19 protein-coding genes are annotated in these 22,890 nt (G+C 62.0%); 17 read left to right on the top strand and 2 right to left on the bottom strand.

From position 1 onward, the window contains the following. Nucleotides 1–3 precede the first annotated feature (3 nt). Together glnD and map are read right to left on the bottom strand one after the other, a co-directional pair. Entirely contained in the window at nt 4–2,712 is a 2,709-nt protein-coding gene (gene glnD, locus G533_RS0102495) for a [protein-PII] uridylyltransferase (RefSeq protein WP_027948606.1), read from the bottom strand. Beyond that, nucleotides 2,699–3,472, bottom strand: a complete 774-nt coding sequence (gene map, locus G533_RS0102490; RefSeq protein WP_027948605.1) for a type I methionyl aminopeptidase — start codon at nt 3,470–3,472, stop codon at nt 2,699–2,701. Before map ends, glnD begins: the two co-directional genes overlap by 14 nt. Nucleotides 3,473–3,874: 402 nt before the next feature. Here map and rpsB point away from each other — a divergent pair, with 402 nt between their 5' ends. From rpsB to G533_RS0102405, 17 genes are all read left to right on the top strand, one after another. Next, entirely contained in the window at nt 3,875–4,624 is a 750-nt protein-coding gene (rpsB, locus tag G533_RS0102485; protein ID WP_027948604.1) for a 30S ribosomal protein S2, read from the top strand. A gap of 113 nt (nt 4,625–4,737) precedes the next feature. After that, nucleotides 4,738–5,595 carry a translation elongation factor Ts gene (gene tsf / locus G533_RS0102480; RefSeq protein ID WP_027948603.1) on the top strand — a complete coding sequence of 286 codons (858 nt, stop codon included), beginning with the start codon at nt 4,738–4,740 and terminating at the stop codon, nt 5,593–5,595. 142 nt (nt 5,596–5,737) lie between these two features. Then, the gene (gene pyrH / locus G533_RS0102475; protein ID WP_027948602.1) at nt 5,738–6,463 is read left to right on the top strand and encodes a UMP kinase; all 726 of its coding nucleotides are present in this window, start codon (nt 5,738–5,740) and stop codon (nt 6,461–6,463) included. Between the two features lie 28 nt (nt 6,464–6,491). Beyond that, nucleotides 6,492–7,049, top strand: a complete 558-nt coding sequence (gene frr, locus G533_RS0102470; RefSeq protein ID WP_027948601.1) for a ribosome recycling factor — start codon at nt 6,492–6,494, stop codon at nt 7,047–7,049. A gap of 13 nt (nt 7,050–7,062) precedes the next feature. Continuing rightward, entirely contained in the window at nt 7,063–7,833 is a 771-nt protein-coding gene (gene uppS, locus G533_RS0102465; protein WP_084638747.1) for a polyprenyl diphosphate synthase, read from the top strand. Continuing rightward, entirely contained in the window at nt 7,826–8,662 is an 837-nt protein-coding gene (locus tag G533_RS0102460; RefSeq protein WP_027948599.1) for a phosphatidate cytidylyltransferase, read from the top strand. The genes uppS and G533_RS0102460 overlap by 8 nt, the downstream gene beginning before the upstream one ends. 2 nt (nt 8,663–8,664) lie before the next feature. Further along, the gene (gene ispC / locus G533_RS20210) at nt 8,665–9,876 is read left to right on the top strand and encodes a 1-deoxy-D-xylulose-5-phosphate reductoisomerase (protein ID WP_051229887.1); all 1,212 of its coding nucleotides are present in this window, start codon (nt 8,665–8,667) and stop codon (nt 9,874–9,876) included. Continuing rightward, nucleotides 9,876–11,231 (top strand): RIP metalloprotease RseP, encoded by a 1,356-nt coding sequence (rseP, locus tag G533_RS0102450; protein ID WP_027948598.1) that lies wholly within the window; start codon nt 9,876–9,878, stop codon nt 11,229–11,231. The genes ispC and rseP overlap by 1 nt, the downstream gene beginning before the upstream one ends. A gap of 18 nt (nt 11,232–11,249) precedes the next feature. Then, the gene (gene bamA, locus G533_RS0102445) at nt 11,250–13,898 is read left to right on the top strand and encodes an outer membrane protein assembly factor BamA (RefSeq protein WP_084638746.1); all 2,649 of its coding nucleotides are present in this window, start codon (nt 11,250–11,252) and stop codon (nt 13,896–13,898) included. A 27-nt stretch (nt 13,899–13,925) separates the two neighbouring features. After that, the gene (locus G533_RS0102440; RefSeq protein WP_035525938.1) at nt 13,926–14,444 is read left to right on the top strand and encodes an OmpH/Skp family outer membrane protein; all 519 of its coding nucleotides are present in this window, start codon (nt 13,926–13,928) and stop codon (nt 14,442–14,444) included. Nucleotides 14,445–14,450: 6 nt separating this feature from the next. Continuing rightward, entirely contained in the window at nt 14,451–15,464 is a 1,014-nt protein-coding gene (lpxD, locus tag G533_RS0102435) for a UDP-3-O-(3-hydroxymyristoyl)glucosamine N-acyltransferase (protein ID WP_027948595.1), read from the top strand. Between the two features lie 24 nt (nt 15,465–15,488). After that, nucleotides 15,489–15,917, top strand: coding sequence for a 3-hydroxyacyl-ACP dehydratase FabZ (fabZ, locus tag G533_RS0102430; RefSeq protein ID WP_027948594.1), 429 nt, complete (start codon nt 15,489–15,491; stop codon nt 15,915–15,917). A gap of 3 nt (nt 15,918–15,920) precedes the next feature. Further along, a complete protein-coding gene (lpxA, locus tag G533_RS0102425; RefSeq protein ID WP_027948593.1) occupies nt 15,921–16,691 on the top strand; it encodes an acyl-ACP--UDP-N-acetylglucosamine O-acyltransferase in 771 nt (256 codons plus the stop codon). After that, complete coding sequence (lpxB, locus tag G533_RS0102420; protein WP_027948592.1) at nt 16,691–17,845, top strand: lipid-A-disaccharide synthase; 1,155 nt, start codon at nt 16,691–16,693, stop codon at nt 17,843–17,845. The genes lpxA and lpxB overlap by 1 nt, the downstream gene beginning before the upstream one ends. Then, the gene (gene rnhB / locus G533_RS0102415) at nt 17,842–18,450 is read left to right on the top strand and encodes a ribonuclease HII (RefSeq protein ID WP_051229886.1); all 609 of its coding nucleotides are present in this window, start codon (nt 17,842–17,844) and stop codon (nt 18,448–18,450) included. The genes lpxB and rnhB overlap by 4 nt, the downstream gene beginning before the upstream one ends. A 9-nt stretch (nt 18,451–18,459) precedes the next feature. Further along, complete coding sequence (gene dnaE, locus G533_RS0102410) at nt 18,460–21,948, top strand: DNA polymerase III subunit alpha (protein WP_027948590.1); 3,489 nt, start codon at nt 18,460–18,462, stop codon at nt 21,946–21,948. A 144-nt stretch (nt 21,949–22,092) separates the two neighbouring features. Beyond that, the gene (locus G533_RS0102405) at nt 22,093–22,884 is read left to right on the top strand and encodes an SDR family oxidoreductase (protein WP_027948589.1); all 792 of its coding nucleotides are present in this window, start codon (nt 22,093–22,095) and stop codon (nt 22,882–22,884) included. The last annotated feature ends 6 nt before the right edge of the window (nt 22,885–22,890 follow it).

The following is a 22,890-nucleotide window of genomic DNA, read 5'->3' as shown; positions in this document are numbered from 1 at the left end:
CCGTTACTGATCCTCGAGTTGATCGTCAAGCTGCACCTTGATTGCCGCCTGGATGGCCTTGCAGAGCGCGTCGTCATTCAGTGGCCGCTGTTCGGCGTCAGTGATGAAGAACACGTCTTCAACCCGTTCCCCGAGGGTCTGGATCTTCGCCGCCTGCAGCTCCACATCGTGCTCGACGAAGATACGGCCGATACGTGCCAGCAGGCCCGGACGGTCGCGGGATGACACTTCGAGCACGGTCACCTGCTTTATTTCGTCGAGAAACATGCTGGTTTCGGTGGGCACCGGGAAGGACTTTATCTGTCGTGGTGTAAGGCGCTGTATGTTCGGCGCGTGGTCAAAATCGGCGACGGCCAGTGAGCGGGTGAGTTGATCGCGAATGTGTCGCAGGCGCGCGCTTTCATCGGCAATCGGGCTGCCGTCGGAATTGAGCACGAAGAACGTGTCCAGGCTCATGCCGTCGCGCGCGTTGTAGATACGCGCATCGTGCACGCTGAGTTCCAGCTGCTCCAGTTCCGCGCAGACGCGCGAAAACAGCTGCGCATGGCTGCGCGCATGAATGAAGATCTGCGTGGCGTTGGCGACGCTGGAATCCGAGCTGTTGCGAATCAGCACCAGCGGCTGGTCCCGTTCGTAGTGGCCGGCAATGGCCTCCGTATGCCAGGCGATATCCTCGGGTTTTTCGCGCAGGAAGTAGTCCTCACCCTGTTCGCGCCACAGATCGTCGAGTTCCTCCGTGGTGAAGCCGCGGTACTCCAGCAGGTCCGCGGCCGCCTTGCGCGTCTGGTCAATCCACACCTGTTTATCGACCGGGTTTTCCAGGCCCCGGCGCAGTGCGCGGCGCGTGCCGGTATACAGCTGGCGCAGCAGGCTGCCGCGCCAGGCGTTCCAGAGTGTGGGGTTGGTGGCGTTGATGTCGGCCACCGTCAGCGTGAACAGGTAATCCAGCCGGTTCAGGTCACCCACGTGGTGGGCAAATTGTTGAATGACCTCCGGGTCGGATATGTCCTTGCGCTGGGAAACCGCCGACATGGTCAGGTGATTGCGCACCAGCCACACTACCAGGTCGGCGTCTTCTTCGCCGAGCCCGTGTTCTGCACAAAAACGCGCGGCGTCGACGGCGCCGAGCTCGGAGTGGTCGCCGCCGCGGCCCTTGCCAATGTCGTGATAGAGGCCCGCGATATAGAGCAGTTCGATCTTGGGCAGGCGCCGCGCGACCCGGCTGCTGACCGGGAAACGTTCATCGAACTCCGGTTTCTGGAAGCGCCGCATGTACTGGATGACCTCCAGGGTATGGGCGTCCACGGTGTAGGTGTGGAACAGGTCGTGCTGCATCTGGCCGACGATTCTGCCGAATTCAGGCAGGTAGTTGCCGAGAATGCCGTATCGGGTCATGCCCCGCAGCAGGCGGGTCATGTTGTGTGGCGAGCGCAGGATGTCCAGAAAGCTGGCGCGGTTCTCCGGGTCTTCGCGAAAAGCGCTGTTGACCAGGTGCCGGTGCTCTCGAATCAGGCGTATGGTGGCGGTGCCGACGCCGATGATGCCGGGCTCGCGGCCCGCGAGTACAAACACCTCCAGCAAGGCATTGGGTTGGCTGCTGAACAGGTCGCCGCGCAGCGATTCTATGTAGCCATTGCGTACCTGAAAGCGCTCGTTGAGTATGCGCACTTCGTCCAGCTGGTCGGCCCGCAGAATGGCGTGGTCGAAGTTCTGGACCAGTAACTCATTCAGCTCGCCCAGTGCCAGGGCCCAGCGGTAGTAGGTCTGCATGAACTGCTCCACCGCGAGTTTCTTGCCGTCCTTGAAGCCCCACAGCTCCGCCAGGGCGCGCTGGTGGTCAAACAACAGGCGGTCTTCCTCGCGCCCGGCGACCATGTGCAGGGCATAGCGCACCTGCCACATGAAATCGCGCCCGTGCAGCAGCATACGGCGCTCGTCAGGGGTGAGGAACTCGCCCGTATCCATGTTCTCCAGCGAGTCCACGCCAAAGTGGCGTTCGGCTATCCAGGCGATGATCTGGAGGTCACGCAGGCCGCCCGGCGAGCTCTTGACGTTCGGCTCCAGGTTGTACTCGGTGTCGGCAAATTTGGCATGGCGGGCCCGTTGTTCTTCCAGCTTGGCGCGGAAAAAGTCGGCGCTAGGCCACATCTGGTCCGGCCCGGTACGGGCGCGCACGGCGTCCATGAGCGCCTGCGGCCCGCGAATGACCCGTGTTTCCATCAGGTTGGTGAGGATGGTGATGTCCTTGCGCGCCTTGTTGCAGCACTCGCTGACGGTGCGCACACTGTGCCCGATGTTCAGCCCCAGGTCCCACAGCTGGGTGACAAAACCTTCCAGCTGCGCGTGACAGGGTTCGCTGTCTTCGCCGAGCAGCACCAGAATGTCGATATCCGAGTGGGGGTGCAGTTCCCCGCGGCCATAGCCGCCGACGGCGACCAGGGCGGGCTCCACGCCCGACCAGTCGCGACCGTCCCACAGCGTGCCCAGCAGCACGTCCATGAACCAGGAGCGCAGGTGCAGTAGTTCGGCAACACGGGTGCCGGCATTGAATTGTGAGTCCAGATAGTCGGCTGCGGTTTTCAGCGCCTGCTTGCCGGCTTGCAGCGTGTCACCGGAAGCGATGGCGCTGGCAAAAGCGGCGCGATCAAACAGCTCCTTCGGCAGGTCCGGGCTCTTTACGTAGGTGGCGTCGGCAGACTCAGAAGTTTTCATCGGAGCGCCGCGTGAAGATTTCGCAGCCGTCGGCGGTCACACCCAGGGTGTGCTCCCACTGGGCCGAGAGCCGGCCATCGCGGGTGGTGACGGTCCAGCCGTCCTTGGCGTTGAGTTTGGTGTGGCGGCGGCCCGCATTGATCATGGGCTCAATGGTGAAGGTCATGCCTTCTTCCAGCACCAGGCCGGTGCCGGGTTTGCCGTAGTGCAGCACCTGGGGATCTTCGTGGAACACCTTGCCGATGCCGTGTCCGCAGTACTCACGCACTACTGAGTAGTAGTTTTTCTCGGCATGCTCCTGAATGACAGCACCGATATCGCCCAGGGTGGTGCCCGGGCGCACCAGGTCCAGCGCCTTGTACAGGCACTCCTGGGTCACCTGTATCAGGCGCTGGGCGTGGGGTGCGACCTCACCCACCTCGACCATGATGCTGGTGTCGCCGTGGTAGCCATCCTTGATCACGGTGACATCGATGTTGACGATATCGCCCGATTTCAGTTTCTTGGTATCCGAGGGGATGCCATGGCACACCACCTCGTTGATCGATGTGCAGATCGAGCGTGGGAAGCCGTGGTAGTCCAGCGGAGCGGGAATGGCATGCTGAACGCCCGTTATATACTCGTGGCATATCCGGTCCAGTTCACCGGTGGTGATGCCGGGCTCTACCCGGGGTCGTATCATTTCGAGAACGTCGGCGGCCAGGCGCCCGGCTACGCGCATTTTCTCGATTTCGTCTGCTGTCTTGATAGAAACTGCCATGCATTACCTGTCGTTAAGCCTGATGGGCGGTTGCCAGTGGGCGCTGCCACGGCAGCGGGGCGTCGCGAGGTATTCTACAGGATTCGCGGGGCCTGTGAGTAACCTCATGCCTGCAGCGCGCGCCGGCCGCCTCCCGGCCTGCCTGCTCCCGGTGCCAGGCCGTGTGAACACTGGTTGTGGCCCGGGAGCGAGGTGCCCAGGCCGCGCCATTTCGGCTTCCCTGCTGGGCGTGACTGTGGTATAAAGCGCGCCTTCGTCGCAAGTGGGCCCGGAACGGGGCTGCCTCGAGGAAGAAAACCTAACGTCGCACACATATCGACACCTGCGTCAGGGTGCCGGCCTCGGTCGGTTTGGCGCACGGGATATGTGGAGGCCTAACCCGATACAAGAAAGGTACTTATCATGTCGCAAGTAAGCATGCGCGACCTGCTGCAGGCAGGCGCACACTTTGGTCACCAGACCCGTTACTGGAACCCCAAGATGGATCGTTTCATCTTCGGTGCCCGCAACAAGATCCACATCATCAACCTCGAGCACACGGTGCCCGCCTTCAACGAGGCGCTCGGCCTGATTCAGCGCCTGGCCTCAAACAAGAACAAGATCCTCTTCGTGGGCACCAAGCGTGCAGCGGGCAAGATCATCAAGGAGCAGGCAGACCGTGCCGGTATGCCCTATGTCAGCCACCGTTGGCTGGGTGGCATGCTCACCAACTACAAGACCATTCGCGCGTCAATCAAGCGTTTGCGCGAGCTGGAAGCCCAGCAGGCCGACGGCACATTTGCCAAGCTGACCAAGAAGGAAGCGCTCATGCGCAGCCGTGACATGGAAAAGCTCGAGCGCAGCATCGGCGGTATCAAGGATATGGGTGGCCTGCCCGACGCGCTGTTTGTGATCGACGTCGACCACGAGCGCATCGCCATTACCGAAGCCAACAAGCTGGGTATTCCGGTCATTGGCGTTGTTGACACCAACAGCAACCCCGACGGTGTGGACTACGTGATCCCGGGCAACGACGACGCGATCCGTGCGATCAAACTATACGTTTCTGCCGTGGCCGACGCCTGCCTTGCGGGCAAGGCGGATGGTGGTGACCAGAATGTCGTGCGCGACGAGTTCGTCGAAGTCGCCGCCGCCGAGCCAGCGGCGCAGTAAGCCTCGCAATCCGGGGTGGCCGCCGCGGTCAACCCCGGATTATCCCGGCCTCCCCGGCGGAGGCACTTTTCAGGAATCCACGGCCCCCAGTGGGCTGTAGCAGGAGGAAACCCATGTCTGCAGCATTGGTCAAGGAACTACGTGAGCGCACCGGTCTGGGCTTGCTCGAGTGCAAGAAAGCCCTCGCAGCCGCCGACGGTGATGTTGAAAAAGCCATTGAAGAACTGCGCAAGTCCAGTGGCATGAAGGCGGCTAAAAAAGCGGGCCGCACCGCGGCGGATGGCGTGGTATCCACGCGCATTGCCGAAGACGGCAGCTACGGCGTGATTGTTGAAGTGAACAGCGAAACCGACTTTGTGGAGCGCGACGAGAACTTCCTCGGCTTCGTCAGCCGGGTTGTGAATGCCGCGTTTGAAAGCCGCGAAACCGACGTGGCCGCCTTGATGGCGGGCGACCTGGAAGCAGCCCGCGAGTCGCTGGTACAGAAAATCGGTGAAAACATCAGCGTGCGTCGTATCACCCTGGTAACAGCCGATGCCGGCGTTGTCGGCGCCTATGTGCACGGCAACAACCGCATCGCGGTACTGGTAGAGCTCAAGGGCGGCGACCAGGACCTGGCAAAAGACGTTGCCATGCACGTGGCGGCGGTGAATCCGCAGGTGGTTTCTGCTGAGGACATGCCGGCCGAAGTGATCGAGAAGGAACGCGAGATCTACACGGTGCAGGCGCAGGACTCTGGCAAGCCGGCAGAGATCGTCGAGAAAATGATCGGTGGGCGCATCAAGAAATTCCTGGCCGAAAACAGCCTGATCGAGCAGGCGTTCGTCAAAGACCCTGATATCACGGTAGGCAAGCTGGTCTCGGCGGCAGGCGCGTCAGTCGCGTCGTTTGTCCGCTTCGAGGTGGGTGAAGGTATCGAGAAAGAGCAGGTCGACTTCGCAGCCGAGGTCGCTGCCCAGCTCAAGGGCTGAGGCTCGTCAGGTCAATGAAAACGGGGCTTCGGCCCCGTTTTTTATGGGCGGGGCAGAAGGTCCGGCGGGACTTTCTCCGGCGCGGCACTAGGGTGCGGCGGGTTTGTCCTGTATTATGCGCTCAGTTCGGGAGACAACCGTTATGCCACAGGCTTCAGGCGACAAAAAGTATAAACGGATACTGCTAAAACTCAGTGGCGAGGCCCTGACCGGTAGCGAGAAGTTCGGGATTGATCCCCGTATCCTCGACCAGTTGGCGCTGGAAATCGGCCAACTGGTGGGTATTGGAGTGCAGGTGGGCATCGTCGTCGGCGGGGGCAACCTGTTCCGGGGTGCGGCTTTGCAGTCTGCAGGGCTCGACCGGGTAACCGGTGATCACATGGGTATGCTGGCAACCGTGATGAACGCGCTGGCCCTGCGTGATGCGCTGGAGCGGTCGAACATCGCAACACAGGTCATGTCCTCCATCCCCATGAGCGGCGTTGTCGATCACTACGACCGGCGCAAGGCGATTCGTGCCCTGAGTAACGGCGACGTGGTCATATTCTGCGCCGGTACGGGGAATCCGTTCTTTACCACCGATTCCGCGGCCTGCCTGCGGGGCATTGAAGTGGATGCCCAGCTGGTGATGAAAGCAACCAAGGTAGATGGCGTGTATTCTGCAGACCCGATGAAAGTCAGCGATGCCGTGAAGTACCAGGTGCTGAGTTACGACGAGGTGCTGGACAAGAAACTGGAAGTGATGGATCTCACGGCGATTTGCCTGTGCCGCGATCACCGCATGCCTGTGCGTGTCTTCAAAATGGAAGACCGCGGTGCGCTGCTCAGTATCGTGCGCGGTGGCCAGGAAGGGACCCTGATCCAGTAGCCCTATAGCAGCGCAAGGAGATCCAAAGGTGATTGAAGATATCAAAGCCGAAGCCCACGAGCGGATGGAAAAAAGTGTCGAGGCGTTGGTGCATCATTTCAACAAAATCCGTACGGGTCGGGCCCACCCCAGTATTCTCGACGGTATCCGCGTCGAATACTATGGCTCCGAATCTCCCCTGAACCAGGTAGCGAACATCAGCGTGGAAGATGCGCGCACGCTCATGGTGACGGCATGGGATCGCTCCCTGACACCGAAAATAGAGCGTGCCATCCTCAAGTCGGACCTCGGGCTCAACCCCTCCACCGCCGGTGAGGTGATTCGGATTCCCATGCCGATGCTCACCGAGGAGACGCGCAAGGGGTTCACCCGGCAGGCGCGCGCGGAAGCAGAGGCGGCGCGTGTTTCGGTGCGCAATGCCCGCCGTGATGCCATGAGCATGCTGAAAGAGCTGGTCAAGGAGAAGGATATCAGTGAGGACGACGAGCGCCGCGGTCAGGAAGTGGTGCAGAAACTGACCGACAGCTTCACGGACCGCATTGAGAAAATGCTGGCGGAAAAAGAAGCTGACCTGATGGAAATTTGAGCCCGCCGGCCGCATGCCCAGCCGCGAATCACCAGGCCAGCCGGAACACACCCCGGTCCCGCGTCATGTCGCCATTATCATGGATGGCAATAACCGCTGGGCGCGACGCCAGTCTCTACCCGGCGCCGCGGGGCATCGCGCGGGTGTCGAGGCCGTCCGCGGCGTGTTGCGTTCCTGTCAGCAGCATGGCATTGAAGTGCTTACCCTGTTCGCCTTCAGCAGCGAAAACTGGGGGCGTCCTCGTCCCGAAGTGCGTGCCTTGCTCGCGCTGCTCTCGCGGTATCTGCGCAATGAGGTCCGCGACCTGCACAAGGATGGTGTGCGCTTGCGCTTCATGGGTGAGCGCCGCCGTTTCAGCGACCGGTTACAGCGCCTGATGGCAAACGCCGAGTTCCTCACCCGAGACAATACGGTAGCCACGGTCGTGCTCGCCGTTGACTACGGCGGCCGCTGGGATATTACCCAGGCGTCCCGGCAACTTGCGGCGCGAGTGCAAGCGGGCGAGATGACCGTGGAGGATATCGACGAGGCGTCGCTGTCGCGTGCCATGGCGCTGGGCGACCTGCCGGCCCCCGACCTGTGTATTCGCACCGGAGGCGATGCGCGCATCAGCAATTTCATGTTGTGGCAGTTTGCCTACAGCGAGTTGTATTTCACTCATACGTTGTGGCCTGATTTTGGTGAGCTGGAATTCGCCCGCGCACTGTCCGACTACGCCCGGCGCGAGCGCCGTTTTGGCGTGCGTGAGTCCGATGCGCTGGCCTCCGGAGCACAGGATGCTTAAACAACGGGTAGTCACTGCTCTGGCCATGGCTGGCCTCTTTCTGGCCGCGGTCCTGTTTCTGCCGCTGTTCTGGCTGGCGTGCCTGCTCGCGGCCGTGGTCTGTCTCGGTGGCTGGGAGTGGGCGCGGCTCGCCGGTTGGCAGGGGCCCCTGTCGCGCGGTGTGTATGTCGTGATACTTGGCCTGCTGCTGGCTGCGTTGTTCATTTACGCGGAGCTGGGGTTGGCGCCTCAGCGGGAGCAGGTGCAGCCGGTGCTGGGTATAGCCTGCCTGTGGTGGTCGTTTTCCCTGTTGTGGGTCAAGAGCTATCCGGCCAGCGCGGTCCTCTGGCGCAGCCGCCTGATGCGTAGCCTTATGGGTTTGCTGATTCTCGCCTGTGCCTGGCTGGCGGCCGTGTACCTGTTGGCCTTTCCGCGCGGCGGCTTGTTGCTGGTCGCCATGGTGGTCATTGTGGCGGTTACGGACATAGGTGCGTATTTTGCCGGCACCCGCTTCGGTCGCCACAAGCTTGCCGTGCATGTCAGCCCCGCCAAGACCTGGGAAGGGTTCTGGGGCGGGGTGGCCTGTGCAACGCTGCTGGCGGTTGCACTGTGGTCACTGTTGCCGGCACGTATGGCGCATATCTCCCTCGCTGCGGTCATTGCCGTGGTCGTGACCACGGCGCTGGCGTCTGTCGTCGGTGACCTGACGGTCAGCATGGTGAAGCGTGAAAGCGGCGTGAAAGACAGCGGTTCACTGCTGCCGGGGCACGGCGGGTTGCTCGATCGCCTGGATAGCCTGTGCAGTGCAGCCCCGGTATTTGCCCTCGGCCTTCTGCTGGCGGGGTGGTAGCCGTGGCAGGGGTGCAGCAGGTGGCAGTGCTGGGAAGCACGGGGTCAATCGGGGTCAGTACGCTGGACGTGATTGCGCGTCATCCTCAGCGGTTTCGCGCCTGGGCGCTGGCCGCCAACCGGTCGGTCGACACACTCGCCGCACAGTGCCGTGAGTTTCAACCGCGCTATGCGGTGATGATGGACCCGGAGGCGGCCGATACCCTGCGCACAGTGCTTGCCGGGGAATGCGATACCGAGGTGCTGGCGGGTCCGGAGGGCCTGCAGCAGGTGGCTTCTCACGCCGAGGTCGATGCCGTGATGGCGGCGATCGTGGGTGCGGCGGGGTTGCCTTCGACTCTGGCAGCCGCGGAGGCGGGCAAGCGCCTGCTGCTGGCGAACAAGGAGTCCCTGGTCATGGCCGGGCACTTGCTGATGGCGGCCGCACGCAAGGCGGGTGCCGTTATTCTGCCCATAGACAGCGAGCACAATGCCATTTTCCAATGCCTGCCGGCAGCGCAGGCTGGTGCCCCCGGATTGGAGGGGGTCAGCAAGATTCTCCTCACGGCTTCCGGCGGGCCGTTTCGCAGCTGGTCGGCTGAGGCCATCACGGCCGCGACGCCGGCGCAGGCCTGCGCCCACCCCAACTGGTCCATGGGGCGGAAGATTTCGGTGGACTCCGCAACCCTCATGAACAAAGGGCTGGAGTTGATCGAAGCCTGCTGGCTGTTTGATGTCGCACCTTCACAGGTGGAGATTGTGGTGCACCCCGAGAGCATTGTGCACTCGCTGGTGCAGTATGTAGACGGGTCCGTGCTGGCGCAGCTCGGTAACCCCGATATGCGCACGCCCATCGCCTACGGCCTCGGTTGGCCGCAGCGCATTGATGCGGGGGTCGCGCCGCTCGACCTGGTGGCACTTTCCAGACTGCACTTTGAAGCCCCGGATGAAACCCGTTTCCCCTGCCTGCGGCTGGCGCGGGAGGCCGCCGCTACGGGTGGCACCGCCATGGCTGTGTGCAATGCGGCCAATGAAATCGCCGTGGAGGCGTTTCTGGCGGGCGGAATCGGCTTCGCTGCCATTCCCCAGGTGATCGAGGCGACGCTCTCTGCCGTTCCCTCTGTTGAACCCACCTCGCTTGGCGTGGTCGAAGCAGCGGACCGGGATGCCCGCGACGTTGCGGCATGGCATGTGGCGCGCTGTGGCGGCCGGCCGAACCCCGGCGGAGAAAAGTAATGGATCTGGCCTACACTATCGCAATAACGCTGCTCACCCTGGGCGTGCTCGTTGCTGTGCACGAGTTCGGTCATTTCTGGGTGGCGCGTCGTTGCGGCGTAAAGGTGCTGCGTTTTTCGATAGGCTTTGGCAAATCCCTGTACACCTGGCATGACCGCCATGGAACGGAGTTCTGTGTGGCCGCCATTCCGCTGGGCGGCTACGTGAAAATGCTCGATGAGCGAGAGGGCGAGGTGGCGGCGGGCGAGCAGGCGCTGGCGTTCAACCGCAAGCCGGTGTTGCAGCGCATTGCCGTGGTCGCGGCCGGCCCCATTGCCAACTTCCTGCTCGCGATCGTCGCCTACTGGTTTCTGTTCATGGCGGGCGAAAGCGGCTACGCTCCGATTATCGGCGCGGTTAAGGCCGGGTCTGTCGCGGATATCGCCGGCCTCGAGGCGGGGCAGGAGATCGTCGCAATTGATGGCGAGGAAACACCGACCTGGCAGGCCCTGAGTTTTCGCCTGCTGGACCGTATCGGCGACACCGGTACCGTCCACTTCAGCGTCAAGTATCCTGACTCGGGCATGATTTACGAATCCGAGGGAACCCTGCAGCAGTGGCTGGGCGCTGACGAATCCCCCGATCTGCTGGCTGGCCTGGGTATCACCCCCTATGCGCCCGCTGTGCCACCCGTGGTGAGCGAGGTTGTTGCGGACAGCCCGGCGGAGCGCGCCGGCCTGATGGCGGGAGACCGCGTGTTGAGCGCCGACGGCACCCTCATGGCGGAATGGATGGAGTGGGTGGAGTACGTGCGAGCGCGCCCCGGGCAGGTGATCAGCCTGGCGGTGGAGCGCGGCGATGACGCGCTGGCAATGCAAATCACCCCCGAGGCGGCAACCCTCGCGGATGGCGAAACGATCGGTCGGGTGGGTATCGCCGTGTCCATGCCGGAGTTGCCGGAAGGCATGTTGCGGGAGTTCGAGCGCGGGCCTGTGGCGTCGCTGGGTGCGGCATTTGTGCGCACGGGAGACCTGGTGGGCTTTACTCTCAGCTCAATCAAGAAGATGATCCAGGGCCTGATCTCGCCAAAAAACTTGAGTGGCCCCATCACCATTGCTAAAGTGGCGTCCGCCTCGGCAAAGTCGGGGCTGGAGTCCTATATCGGCTTTCTGGCCCTGCTCAGTGTCAGCCTCGGAGTTTTGAATCTGTTGCCCATTCCGGTGCTTGATGGTGGCCATTTGCTGTATTACACCGTGGAGCTGCTGGCGGGGCGTCCAGTGCCCGAAAAGGTGCAAATGGTGGGCTATCAGCTGGGCCTGTTTCTGATTCTCGGGGTAATGGCTCTGGCTTTATATAACGATTTCGCGCGCCTGTAGGGTTGGGCAACCCGGGCAATGACACATCAAGGACCTTGGGGTCGGGCCTCACCAGTGGTTGGGACTATTTTGAAAAAACGCATTAATCTGCTGCTGGCACTCGCTTTGCTGCTGCTCGCTCCGCTGGGCCAGGCCCAGGACGCCTCCTTTATCGTCGCGGATATTCGCGTGGAGGGTCTGCAGCGTATTTCCGCCGGCTCCGTGTTTGCCGCGATGCCGCTTGCCGTGGGGGACCTGGTTAATGCCGAGGCCATTCGCGCGGCCTCCCGCAGCCTGTTTGCGACCGGCAACTTTGACGATATCCGTATCGGACGGGATGGCAACGTGCTGGTGGTGATTGTTGCCGAGCGGCCGAGTATCAGTGAAATCAATATCGAAGGTAACAAGGCAATCGAAACCGAGGCGTTGCTCGATGGCCTGCGCGGTGCCGGCCTCGCGATCGGTCAGGTGTTCCAGCGCTCGACCCTGGAAGGTATGCAACTCGAACTACAGCGCCAGTATGTTCAACAGGGTCGCTACGATGCGAACATCGAAACGGAAGTACTGCCCGAGCCGCGCAACCGGGTCGCGATCAATATTGATGTGGACGAGGGCACAGTCGCCGCCATCAAGCACATCAACGTGGTGGGCAACGAGGTGTTCAGCGACGAGGAACTCACGGATCTGCTGGAGTTGCAGACGACCGGCTGGTTTTCGTTTTTTACCAACGATGACAAATATTCCCGCGAGAAACTGACCGGGGACCTGGAGAAGCTCAACTCCTATTACCTCGACCGCGGTTACCTGCAGTTCACCATCAATTCCACGCAGGTCTCCGTGTCTCCCGACAAGCGCTCGGTCTACATTACCGCGAACGTCACCGAGGGCGAGAAGTTCACGGTGAGCAGTGTCGACCTCTCGGGTGACCTGGTGTTGCCCGAAAGCGACCTGCGACGCTTTATCCTCGTGGGGGAGGGGCAGACCTTCTCCCAGCAGCAGGTCACTTCCACCGAAGAATTCATTACCCGCCGGCTGGGCAACGAGGGCTACAACTTCGCCAAGGTCACCGGCATACCGGAAGTGAACGAGGACGATAACACCGTGGGCCTCAAGTTCTTTGTTGACCCGGGCAAGCGCACCTACGTGCGCCGGATCAGCTTTGAGGGCAACCAGAAAACAGCGGATGAAGTGCTGCGTCGCGAGATGCGCCAGATGGAGAGCGCGCCGGCTTCTGCCTCTGCGATTGAGCAGTCCCGTATCCGCCTGGAACGGCTGGGGTATTTCAGCAAGGCGACCGTGGAAACGCCCGAAGTGGCGGGCCATGATGACTTGATCGACGTCGACTTCACAGTGGAAGAGCAGTCCTCCGGTAGCATCGGCGCGAGCTTTGGCTACGCCCAGGATGCCGGCCTGATCTTCGGCCTGAACCTGCAGCAGGACAACTTCCTGGGCACCGGGCGGCGTATCGGCATTGGCCTCAACTCGTCGCGCTACCAAGACCTGTACAACTTCAGCTACACCAACCCCTATTTCACCGAAGATGGCGTGAGCCGCGGTTTCAACGTCTTCTACCGCTCTACCGACCTGTCCGAGATCAACGTGGCGCGCTACACCACCGACACCCTCGGTGCAGCGCTCAACTTTGGTTACCCCATCAAGGAGACCCAGCGCCTGGGGTTCAGTTTCGGGGTGGCCAATACGGATATCACCGCCGGTCGCTTTGCCGTGCAGGAGATCAAGGCCAGCCCGCGCCTGATCGATGGCGTCGAGGGCTTCTTCGAGAGCAACCTGTTGCCCGACGGCACCTTTTCAGCACCGGAAGTGTTTCGCCCGCTGGAGGAACTGCCTGACGGTGCGCTGACCATTCCCGAGGAGCCCGGGTTCCTCGACCTGAACGGCGATGAGTACCTCAACTGGACCACCTCGCTGAGCTGGAACCAGTCCACGCTCAACCGCGGTATTCTCGCCACGCGGGGCGAGGCGCAGTCCCTGGTGTTCGAGGTCGCGGTTCCGGGCTCCGATGCACAGTTCTACAAGCTGGTGTACCGCGGTGAGAAGTTCATGCCCATTACCGAGGAATGGATTGTGCGTTTCCGCACCGAACTGGGCTATGGTGACGGCTACGGCGATACCACTAACCTGCCGTTCTTCGAGCACTTTTTCTCCGGCGGTTTTGGCTCCGTGCGCGGCTTCGAGAGCAACACTCTCGGCCCTCGTGGCACCCCCGCGGCACTGTATGACATCAACCAGCCGGTGACCGCGATTGACGAGGACGGTAACGCGACCGAAGTGGGCGGCCCCGATGGCAGCCAGTTCGGTTACCGCTACGACCCGAATACCGGCAAGCTGACCTTCAGCGTGCCCGACACCACGCCTGACCCCTTCGGTGGTAACGCCCTGATTGAAGGCAGCGTCGAATTGCTGTTCCCGTTGCCGTTCCTGAAGGATCGCAGCAAGCTGCGCTCTGCGTTCTTTTTCGATGTGGGTAACGTGTTCAACACCAAGTGCTCCAGCAACCAGCTGAACTGCTTTGATATCGATGCGGATGAACTCCGTTACTCGGTCGGTGTCGGTGTTACATGGATTACCGGTTTCGGCCCCATGAGTTTCAGTCTTGCCAAACCGCTCAACGAGTCCCCCGAAGATGAGCGCGAGATTTTCCAGTTCACACTGGGTCGGGGTTTCTGATCATTTTTTCTGACATTGGAGTGTATTGTGTCTAAAGTCCTCAAAACCGTATGTATTACCGCCGCCCTGTTGCTGCCGACCCTCGGTTGGGCGCAGGGCAAAATCGCCGTGGTCAACCTGGAGCAGGCGATCCTGCAAACGGACCACGCGCAGAAGCGCCTGACTGCCGAGCGCAGCAATGACGCCTACAAGTCCGACAAGGCGGAATTCGACCGCCTGAAGGAAGAACTGGACAAGATGGTCAAGGACTACCAGAAGGATTCCGCGGTCATGAGCCAGGACCAGCAGTTGTCAGCGCGCCGCAGCCTCGCCAGCAAACAGGCTGACCTCGAGCACGTCGCGGGCAAGCTGCAGCAGACAGAGCAAGAAGTAGGTCAGCAGCTGTTGCAGGAAATGTCGCCCAAAGTGCAGGAAGTGCTGCAAGAGCTGATCTCCACCGAAGGCATTGGCCTGTTGTTGCAGCGCGGTTCCGTGATCCACGCAGACGCGGGCTACAGCATTACCGCCAAGGTAACGGACAAGCTCAACCAGGCTTTCACCGAGTAAGCCCTTATGCGTACCCTGGGAGAGCTGGCCACATTCCTGGGGGTCGACCTGCGCGGTGACCCAGCGCTGACGGTGACGGGTATCGCGCCGCTGGGGCGAGCTGATGCGAACCAGTTGTCCTTTCTGGCGAATGCCCGCTACCTGGGGCAGCTGGAGCAGACCCGGGCGGGCGCCGTTATTCTGCGGCCAGACCAGGCCGAGCGTTGCCCCGTCGCCTGTCTGCTCGCAGAGAATCCCTATCTGGCCTTTGCCCGGGCCACCGCGCTGTTTGTCGATGAAAGCGCCGCTGAGCCCGGCGTTCACCCGAGTGCGACAGTGTCCCCCCGGGCCACGTTGGCTGCAGGCGTGTCAGTCGGTGCCAATGTGGTGATTGATGCCGGTGCTGACATCGGCGCCAATGTGGTTCTGGGCGCCAATTGCGTGATCGGCGAGCGCTGCCGCATCGGCGCGGGTACGCGCCTGCACCCCGGGGTTGTGCTCTACCGCGACGTGGTGATCGGCGAGCATTGCACGTTGCACGCCAATGCCGTGCTTGGCGCCGACGGCTTTGGTTTTGCCCCCAGCCCCGAGGGTTGGCAGAAAATCCACCAACTCGGTGGCGTACGCATTGGTGATCGCGTGGAGATCGGTGCCTGTACTACGGTTGATCGTGGCGCCCTGGAAGACACCGTGGTCGAAGATGGCGCGATTATCGATAACCTGGTGCAAATCGCTCACAATTGTCACATCGGCAAAAATACCGCGATAGCCGGTTGCACGGGGCTGGCGGGAAGCACGATTATAGGCGCGAACTGCACGCTCGCGGGTGGCGTTGGTGTTGTTGGTCACGTCGAAATCTGCGACAACGTGCATGTCACGGGTATGACCATGGTGACCAAGTCCATTACCGAGCCCGGTTCCTATTCGTCGGGAACGCCGATGGCCTCCACCCGGGACTGGAAGCGCAGCGCTGTGCGTTTTGCACAGTTGGACAGCATCCAGAAGCGCCTCGCGGGACTGGAAAAACAGCAACAGCAGTGATCATGGGGGACCCGCAGTTTGATCATGGACATTTCCGAAATTCGTAACCATTTGCCGCACCGTTATCCCTTTCTACTCGTGGATAGGGTGCTGGAGTTGAACCTTGGCGAGTCCATCGTCGCCTGCAAGAACCTCACCATCAACGAGCCTTTTTTCAACGGTCACTTCCCGGAGAAACCTGTTTTCCCCGGCGTCATGTTGCTGGAAGCGATGGCTCAGGCGGCGGGTATTCTGGGGTTCAAATCCATGAATAAAACCCCGGCCGATGGTTCCATGTACTACTTTGTCGGCGCCGATGACCTCCGCTTCAAACGCCCCTGTGTGCCGGGCGACCAGGTCATGTTGCGGGCAAAGATTCTCTCCGATCGGCGCGGCATCTGGAAATTTGCAGTCAGTTCCGATGTCGACGGCGCCCTGTGTGCCTCTGCCACGATTCTCTGTGCCGATCGCTGAGCCATGATTCACAGCCAGGCCATCGTAGACCCCTCAGCCACCGTTGCCGACGACGTTGAGGTTGGCCCCTGGACGCTGATAGGTCCCGGCGTCGAGATCGGCCCGGGCTGCAAGATAGAATCGCATGTGGTGATCAAAGGTCCCACGCGGATAGGCGCGGGTAACCATATCTACCAGTTCTCGACGATTGGCGAGGCGACCCCGGATCTCAAATACCGCGATGAGCCCACCTACCTGGTGATTGGTGACAACAACATCATTCGCGAGAATGTGACGATTCACCGTGGCACGGTGCAGGACCGGGCGGAAACGACGATTGGCAACAACAATCTCATCATGGCGTATGTGCACATCGGCCACGACTCCTGTATCGGCAACCACACGATCCTGGTGAATAACACGGCGCTTGCGGGTCACGTCAAGGTGGGTGACTGGGCCATCCTCAGCGGCTACACGCTGGTGCATCAGTTCTGCAAGATTGGCGCGCACAGTTTCAGCGGCATGGGCACGGCGATAGGCAAGGATGTGCCAGCTTACGTCACGGTCAGTGGCGCCCCCGCAGAAGCCAAGACCATCAATATCGAGGGGCTGCGCCGCCGCGGTTTTTCCTCCGAGGCCATCAGTCAGCTGCGGCGTGCCTTCAAGATCGTTTATCGGCAGGGTTTGACCCTGGAGCTGGCGATACAGCGCCTGGAGACCATGCTGCGCGACACGCCCGAGGTGCAGGTAATGATTGACTCCATACGCGCCTCGGAGCGCGGCATCGTCCGCTAGTGGCGGGCAGTCGCCTGCGCGTTGGCATACTCGCTGGCGAGGCGTCCGGCGATATCCTGGGCTCACGTCTTCTCTCAGCCCTGCGGCGTCGTTACCCGGATTTACAGGTTGAGGGTATCGGCGGGCCGTTGATGCAGGCGCAGGGTCTGCACAGCCTGTTCCCGATGGACCGCCTCTCGGTCATGGGTTTCGTTGAGCCCCTCAAGCGTCTGCCGGAATTGCTGCGCATTCGACGCAGTGTCTATCAGCACTTCCTGGCCAATCCCCCGGACGTTTTCATCGGCATCGATTCTCCCGATTTCTGCCTGCGTCTGGAGGCCAGGCTGCGCCGCGCTGGTATAAAAACGGTGCATCTGGTCAGCCCTTCGGTATGGGCGTGGCGGCAGGGGCGTATCCGCACCATTCGCCGGGCGGTGGACCGCATGTTGTGCCTGTTTCCCTTTGAAACCGCTATTTACCACCAGCACGGTATCGGCGCTGACTTTGTTGGCCATCCGCTGGCGGACGAGATTCCGTTATTCACCGAACGGGAGCACGCCCGGCGCGCGCTGGGGCTGGCAGAGGAGGGACGCCTGCTGGCCCTGCTGCCGGGCAGCCGCAGTGGCGAGGTGGCCGCGTTGACGCCGCTGTTTCTCGAGGTGGCGCGGCGCCTGGCGGCGGCGGACCCGGAGCTGCGCTTTGCCCTGCCGGCAGCCAATGTAGAGCGCGAGGCGCAGATTGCCAGCTTGTTGCAACAGGCGCCAAATCTCCCACTCACGCTGGTGCAGGGGCGCTCCCGGGACGTTATGGCAGCGGCGGACGCGGTGTTGCTGGCCTCTGGGACGGCCACGCTGGAGGCCCTGCTGGTACAGCGGCCGATGGCCGTCGCCTACCGCATGGCGCCCCTGAGTTGGGCGCTGGTGTCGCGGCTGGTGCGCATTCCCTTTGCCGCCTTGCCCAATATTCTCGCAGGGCGGGCGCTGGTGCCAGAGCTTATCCAGGCGGATGCAACGCCGTCGGGCCTGGTGGCGGCCGTGCAGCCGCTGCTGTACAACGCCAAGGTCGCCGCCGAGCAACGCCAGGCGTTCGCCGCCATCCATCAGTCTCTGGCGCTCGGTTTCGGCGAACGCTGCGCGGATGCGATAGAGGCTCTGCTGAGCGACCGCGCACGATGACCGATCTGCCGGGTATAGACCCGAATACCCCCGGCGTGGCCGGTGTTGACGAAGTTGGCCGCGGGCCACTGGCGGGCGACGTGGTCGCAGCGGCAGTGATTCTCGACCCGGCCAATCCCGTGGCCGGCCTGCGTGACTCCAAAAAGCTGAGTGCGAAGCGTCGGGAAATCCTGGCCGTGCAGATCCGCGAACAGGCCGTGGCCTGGGCGATTGGGCGAGCGTCAGTGGCCGAAATCGACAGTCTGAACGTGCTGCAGGCGTCCCTGCTGGCCATGCGCCGCGCGGTCGAAGCGCTGCAGCCCCAGCCCGTGGGTGTACTGGTTGATGGCAACCGTCTGCCAGTCTGGTCCTATCCGGCCCAGGCCGTGATCGGCGGTGACGATAGTGTCGCGGCAATTGCCGCGGCCTCGATCCTGGCCAAGGTGCAGCGGGATGCCGAGCTCGCGGAACTCGACAGGTGCTATCCGGGCTACGGCTTCGCCAGCCACAAAGGCTACCCCACAGCGCAGCATTTGCAGGCATTGCGGCAGCTGGGGGTGTCTCCGGTGCACCGCCGCAGCTTCGCGCCGGTCAAAAACCTGTTGCCGGAGACGCACCGGGGGTAAACTTGCCCCATGAGCGATTTCGTACATCTCCGGCTGCACACTGAATACTCCCTGGTTGACGGCATGGTCCGTGTCAAGCCGCTTGTCGAGCGCGTGGCGACACTGGGCATGGCTGCGGTGGCAGTGACCGACTGCTGCAATTTCTACGCGCTGGTGAAGGTGTACAAGGCGGCGCTGGGCGCGGGTATAAAGCCGATTTTTGGCGTGGACCTGCGTGTTCTCGACGAGGATGACCCGGAGCGCGCCTACCCGCTGTGCCTGCTGGCGATGAACGATGCGGGTTACCGCAACCTCACGGTGCTGATTTCCCGCGCCTATACTGAAGGCCAGTACCTCGGCGAGCCCTATGTGCATAAAGCCTGGCTGGCGGAACGCAGCGAGGGGATTATTGCCCTGTCCTGCGGTGCGGCAGGGGACGTGGGCCAGGCACTGCTGGCCGGTCGGGCAGCGCAGGCCGAGGCGCGTGCGGCCCACTGGATGACGCTGTACCCGGGTCGGTTTTACCTGGAGCTGCATCGCACCGGGCGTGAAGGTGATGAGTCGCACCTGCATGCGGCCGTCGACCTTGCCGGGCGCCTCGCCTGCCCGGTTGTGGCCACCAACGATGTGCGTTTTCTTGACGCCAGCGAATTCGAGGCGCACGAGGCGCGTGTTTCCATCCGCGAGGGGCGCACCCTCGATGATCCGCGGCGCGTGCGCGCCTACACCGACCAGCAGTACCTGCGCTCACCGGCGGAAATGGCAGAGCTGTTTGCCGACATACCGGAGGCCTTGCAGAACTCCGTGGAGATAGCCCGGCGCTGCAACCTGGTGCTGGAATTGGGCAAGCCCTACCTCCCGGACTATCCGGTGCCCGCCGGTCTGACCATGGATGCCTATTTTCGCCAGTTGTCTCACGAGGGGCTGGACCAGCGCCTGGTGCGTCTTTTCGACCCGTCGAGCGACAGCTTCCACGAGCGGCAGGTGGAATATCGTGCGCGGCTCGATTTCGAGCTGGATACCATCATCCAGATGGGTTTCCCCGGCTACTTCCTGATCGTGATGGACTTCATTCGCTGGGCCAAACAGCACGATATTCCCGTGGGGCCTGGCCGTGGCTCCGGTGCCGGCTCGCTGGTGGCCTACGCGCTGGAGATCACCGACCTCGATCCGCTGCAGTACGACCTGCTGTTCGAACGCTTTCTCAACCCGGAGCGGGTGTCCATGCCCGACTTCGATGTCGACTTCTGCATGGATCGGCGCGACCGGGTGATTGACTATGTCGCCGATACCTACGGCCGGGAAGCCGTCTCCCAGATCATTACCTTTGGCACTATGGCGGCGAAGGCCGTGGTGCGCGACGTCGCCCGGGTGCAGAACAAGCCCTACAGCCTGGGTGACAAGCTGTCCAAGATGATCCCGTTTGAAGTGGGCATGACGCTGGAAAAAGCCCTGGAACAGGAGGAAGTGCTGCGCGACTTTCTCGCCGAGGATAACCAGGCACTGGAAATCTGGGACATGGCGGTGCAACTGGAAGGCATTACGCGCAACGTGGGCAAGCACGCCGGCGGCGTGGTGATAGCGCCTTCCCGCTTGACGGATTTCTCGCCGCTGTACTGCGATGAAGCAGGTGGTGGCCTGGTAACCCAGTACGACAAAGGCGACGTGGAAGACGCCGGGCTGGTCAAGTTCGACTTTCTCGGCCTGCGTACCCTGACGATCATCGACTGGGCTGTGCACATGATCAACGCCGTGCGCGCACAGCAGGGTGAAGCTGTGCTGGATATCAGCGCGATCCCGCTGGACGATGCAGCGAGCTTCAGGTTGCTACAGGCGGCGGAAACTACCGCGGTATTCCAGTTGGAATCCCGCGGTATGAAAGATCTGATCAAACGCCTGAAGCCGGACTGCTTTGAAGACATCATCGCCCTGGTGGCCCTGTTCCGGCCGGGCCCGCTGCAGTCGGGCATGGTGGATAACTTCATCAACCGCAAACACGGCCGCGAGAAAATCTCCTACCCGGACCGTGAGTACCAGCATTTGCTGCTCAGGCCCATTCTGGAGCCGACCTACGGCATTATTCTCTACCAGGAGCAGGTCATGCAGATCGCCCAGGAGCTGGCGGGTTACAGCCTGGGCGAGGCCGACCTGCTGCGTCGCGCAATGGGCAAGAAAAAACCCGAGGAAATGGCCAAACAGCGCGCGGTGTTTGAGGAGGGTGCCCGCAGCAAGGGCATCGATGGCGAACTCGCAATCCGCATTTTTGACCTGGTGGAAAAATTTGCCGGCTATGGCTTCAACAAATCGCACTCCGCTGCCTATGCCCTGGTCTCCTACCAGACAGCCTGGCTGAAAACCCATTACCCGGCGCATTTCATGGCGGCGGTGATGAGTTCGGAACTGCAGAACACCGACAAGATCGTGGTGTTTGTCGAGGAATGCCGCGCCATGCAGCTGGCGCTGCGGCTGCCGGACGTCAACGAAGGGCAGTACATGTTCACCGTCGATGCGCAAAACGCGATCATCTACGGCCTCGGTGCGATCAAGGGGCTCGGCGAGGGCCCGGTGGAAAACCTGCTGCGCGCGCGCGACGAGGGCGGCCCGTTTCGCGACCTGTTCGATTTCTGTGCTCGCACTGATCCGCGCAAGGTCAATCGGCGGGCGATTGAGGCGCTGATTCGTGCCGGTGCATTCGATCGCCTGAACACCGACCGCTGGGTGCTGCTGGCGGCACTGGACGACGCCTTGAAAACAGCAGAGCAAAGCGCGAACAACCGTGAATGTGGCATTGCAGACCTGTTTGGCGAGGTGGTGTCGGATGCGTCCCAAGAGGCGGGCGATGTGTACGCGGCGTTTCGCTCCGCGCGCCCCTGGTCTGCGCGCGAGCGACTCAGTGGCGAGAAAGACACTCTGGGACTGTACGTTACCGGTCACCCTATTGATGAGTACGCCGAAGAGTTGAAGCGTTTCGCGCCTACGCTGATTGGTGATTTGCGCGCCGACAAGCAGGGTAACCAGATGCTCGCCGGCCTCATCGTGGCCAGCCGCACGATGAAAACCAAGCGTGGTGACACCATGGCGATTCTGCAGTTGGACGACCGCAGCGCGCGCATCGAGGTTACCGTCTACCCGGAAACATTGAGTGAAAAGCGCGATCTGTTGGTGAAGGACCAGATTGTCATTGTTGAAGGCAGTGTGGCCCACGATGATTATTCAGGCGGATTGTCGGTGCGTGCGCGGGATGTGCATAGCCTGCAATCGATCCGCGAATCTCACGCGGCCGAACTGACCATTGAGGTGACACAGGCCAGCCTTGACGATGCGCTTGCCGACCGCTTGGCGCAGGCTCTCGGCGCCGCGGGAGGTGGACGTTGCCCGGTATCCTTGTGGTACCAGCAGCCGGCCGGTCGCGCGCGCATCCGGCTGGGCGAGCGTTGGGCGGTCACCCCCAGCGATGAGCTCCTGCAGCAGCTGCGTGACTGCGTCGGCCAGACGCAGGTTGCATTGCAATACGCGTGACCAAGGGGTAGCGGCGGGGCCCGGTTCGAACTGCTGCACTGCCCGGGAGTCTCTAACCGGTTTCGTTTGCTCTGCCCCTCATGCCTGCCAGAATGGTGCGGCTGCGGAAAGCGCGTCGTCATATAACAACAGAGGGAAAGTCTCATGCTGCTGCAAGACAAGGTCGTTATCGTCTCAGGAATTGGCCCCGGGTTGGGTCAGGAATTGTCCACCCTGGCGGCCCGGGAGGGCGCCAGTGCTGTGGTGCTGGCGGCGCGCACGCCGGCGAAACTGGATACCGCTGAAGCCGAGATTCAGGCGCTGGGCCTGAATACCCAAGTACTCAAGGTTGTGACGGATATTGCCGATGAGGCGCAGTGCAAGGCGCTGGCTGATGCCACCGTAGAGGCATTTGGGCGTATTGATGTCCTGTTCAATAGCGCCTACGACCCGGGCAGCTTTGAACCGATCGCCGAGGCTGACCTGAATGGCTGGCGGCGCAGTATGGAGGTGAATTTCTTTGGCACCATGCAACTGACCCAGGCCTGTATTCCCCATATGCGTACCGGCGGTGGTGGCGCCATCGTCATGATTGCGACCATGGTGGAGCACAAGCCGCTGGCCACCCAGGGGGGCTACGGTGCGTCCAAGTCCGCGTTGCGCGCGGCAACCAAGCACCTCGCCCTGGAGCTGGGTGGCGACAATATTCGCGTCAACAGCTGCCATATGGGCTGGATGTGGGGCCCGGCGGTAGAGGGCTATTTCGACTGGCAATCCCAGGCTTCAGGCCGCAGCAAGGAAGAGCTCATGGCCGAGGTCACGCGCAGTATTCCGCTGGGCCATATTCCGGACGATGGCGACTGTGCCAAGGCCGCCGTGTTTCTCGGGTCCGACTATGCGCGTGTGGTGACCGGTGCTGCGCTCGACGTCAATGGCGGCGAGTACATGCCCCTGTAAGCGGAG

The sequence above is a fragment of the Haliea salexigens DSM 19537 genome, assembly GCF_000423125.1.
In the GTDB taxonomy this organism is placed as follows: Bacteria; Pseudomonadota; Gammaproteobacteria; order Pseudomonadales; family Halieaceae; genus Haliea; species Haliea salexigens.
The sequence above is the reverse complement of the archived record's forward strand: the minus strand, read 5'-3'. Positions and strand labels throughout refer to the sequence as shown.

Bases quoted from the DNA above. Each gene is read 5' to 3' on its own strand.
- fabZ (WP_027948594.1), top strand. From the start codon at position 15,489: ATGGACATTTCCGAAATTCGTAACCATTTGCCGCACCGTTATCCCTTT.
- rseP (WP_027948598.1), top strand. From the start codon at position 9,876: ATGGATCTGGCCTACACTATCGCAATAACGCTGCTCACCCTGGGCGTG.
- bamA (WP_084638746.1), top strand. From the start codon at position 11,250: ATGACACATCAAGGACCTTGGGGTCGGGCCTCACCAGTGGTTGGGACT.
- lpxD (WP_027948595.1), top strand. From the start codon at position 14,451: ATGCGTACCCTGGGAGAGCTGGCCACATTCCTGGGGGTCGACCTGCGC.
- tsf (WP_027948603.1), top strand. From the start codon at position 4,738: ATGTCTGCAGCATTGGTCAAGGAACTACGTGAGCGCACCGGTCTGGGC.
- glnD (WP_027948606.1), bottom strand. From the start codon at position 2,712: ATGAAAACTTCTGAGTCTGCCGACGCCACCTACGTAAAGAGCCCGGAC.
- map (WP_027948605.1), bottom strand. From the start codon at position 3,472: ATGGCAGTTTCTATCAAGACAGCAGACGAAATCGAGAAAATGCGCGTA.
- lpxA (WP_027948593.1), top strand. From the start codon at position 15,921: ATGATTCACAGCCAGGCCATCGTAGACCCCTCAGCCACCGTTGCCGAC.
- G533_RS0102460 (WP_027948599.1), top strand. From the start codon at position 7,826: ATGCTTAAACAACGGGTAGTCACTGCTCTGGCCATGGCTGGCCTCTTT.
- rpsB (WP_027948604.1), top strand. From the start codon at position 3,875: ATGTCGCAAGTAAGCATGCGCGACCTGCTGCAGGCAGGCGCACACTTT.
- rnhB (WP_051229886.1), top strand. From the start codon at position 17,842: ATGACCGATCTGCCGGGTATAGACCCGAATACCCCCGGCGTGGCCGGT.
- uppS (WP_084638747.1), top strand. From the start codon at position 7,063: ATGCCCAGCCGCGAATCACCAGGCCAGCCGGAACACACCCCGGTCCCG.
- pyrH (WP_027948602.1), top strand. From the start codon at position 5,738: ATGCCACAGGCTTCAGGCGACAAAAAGTATAAACGGATACTGCTAAAA.
- dnaE (WP_027948590.1), top strand. From the start codon at position 18,460: ATGAGCGATTTCGTACATCTCCGGCTGCACACTGAATACTCCCTGGTT.
- G533_RS0102405 (WP_027948589.1), top strand. From the start codon at position 22,093: ATGCTGCTGCAAGACAAGGTCGTTATCGTCTCAGGAATTGGCCCCGGG.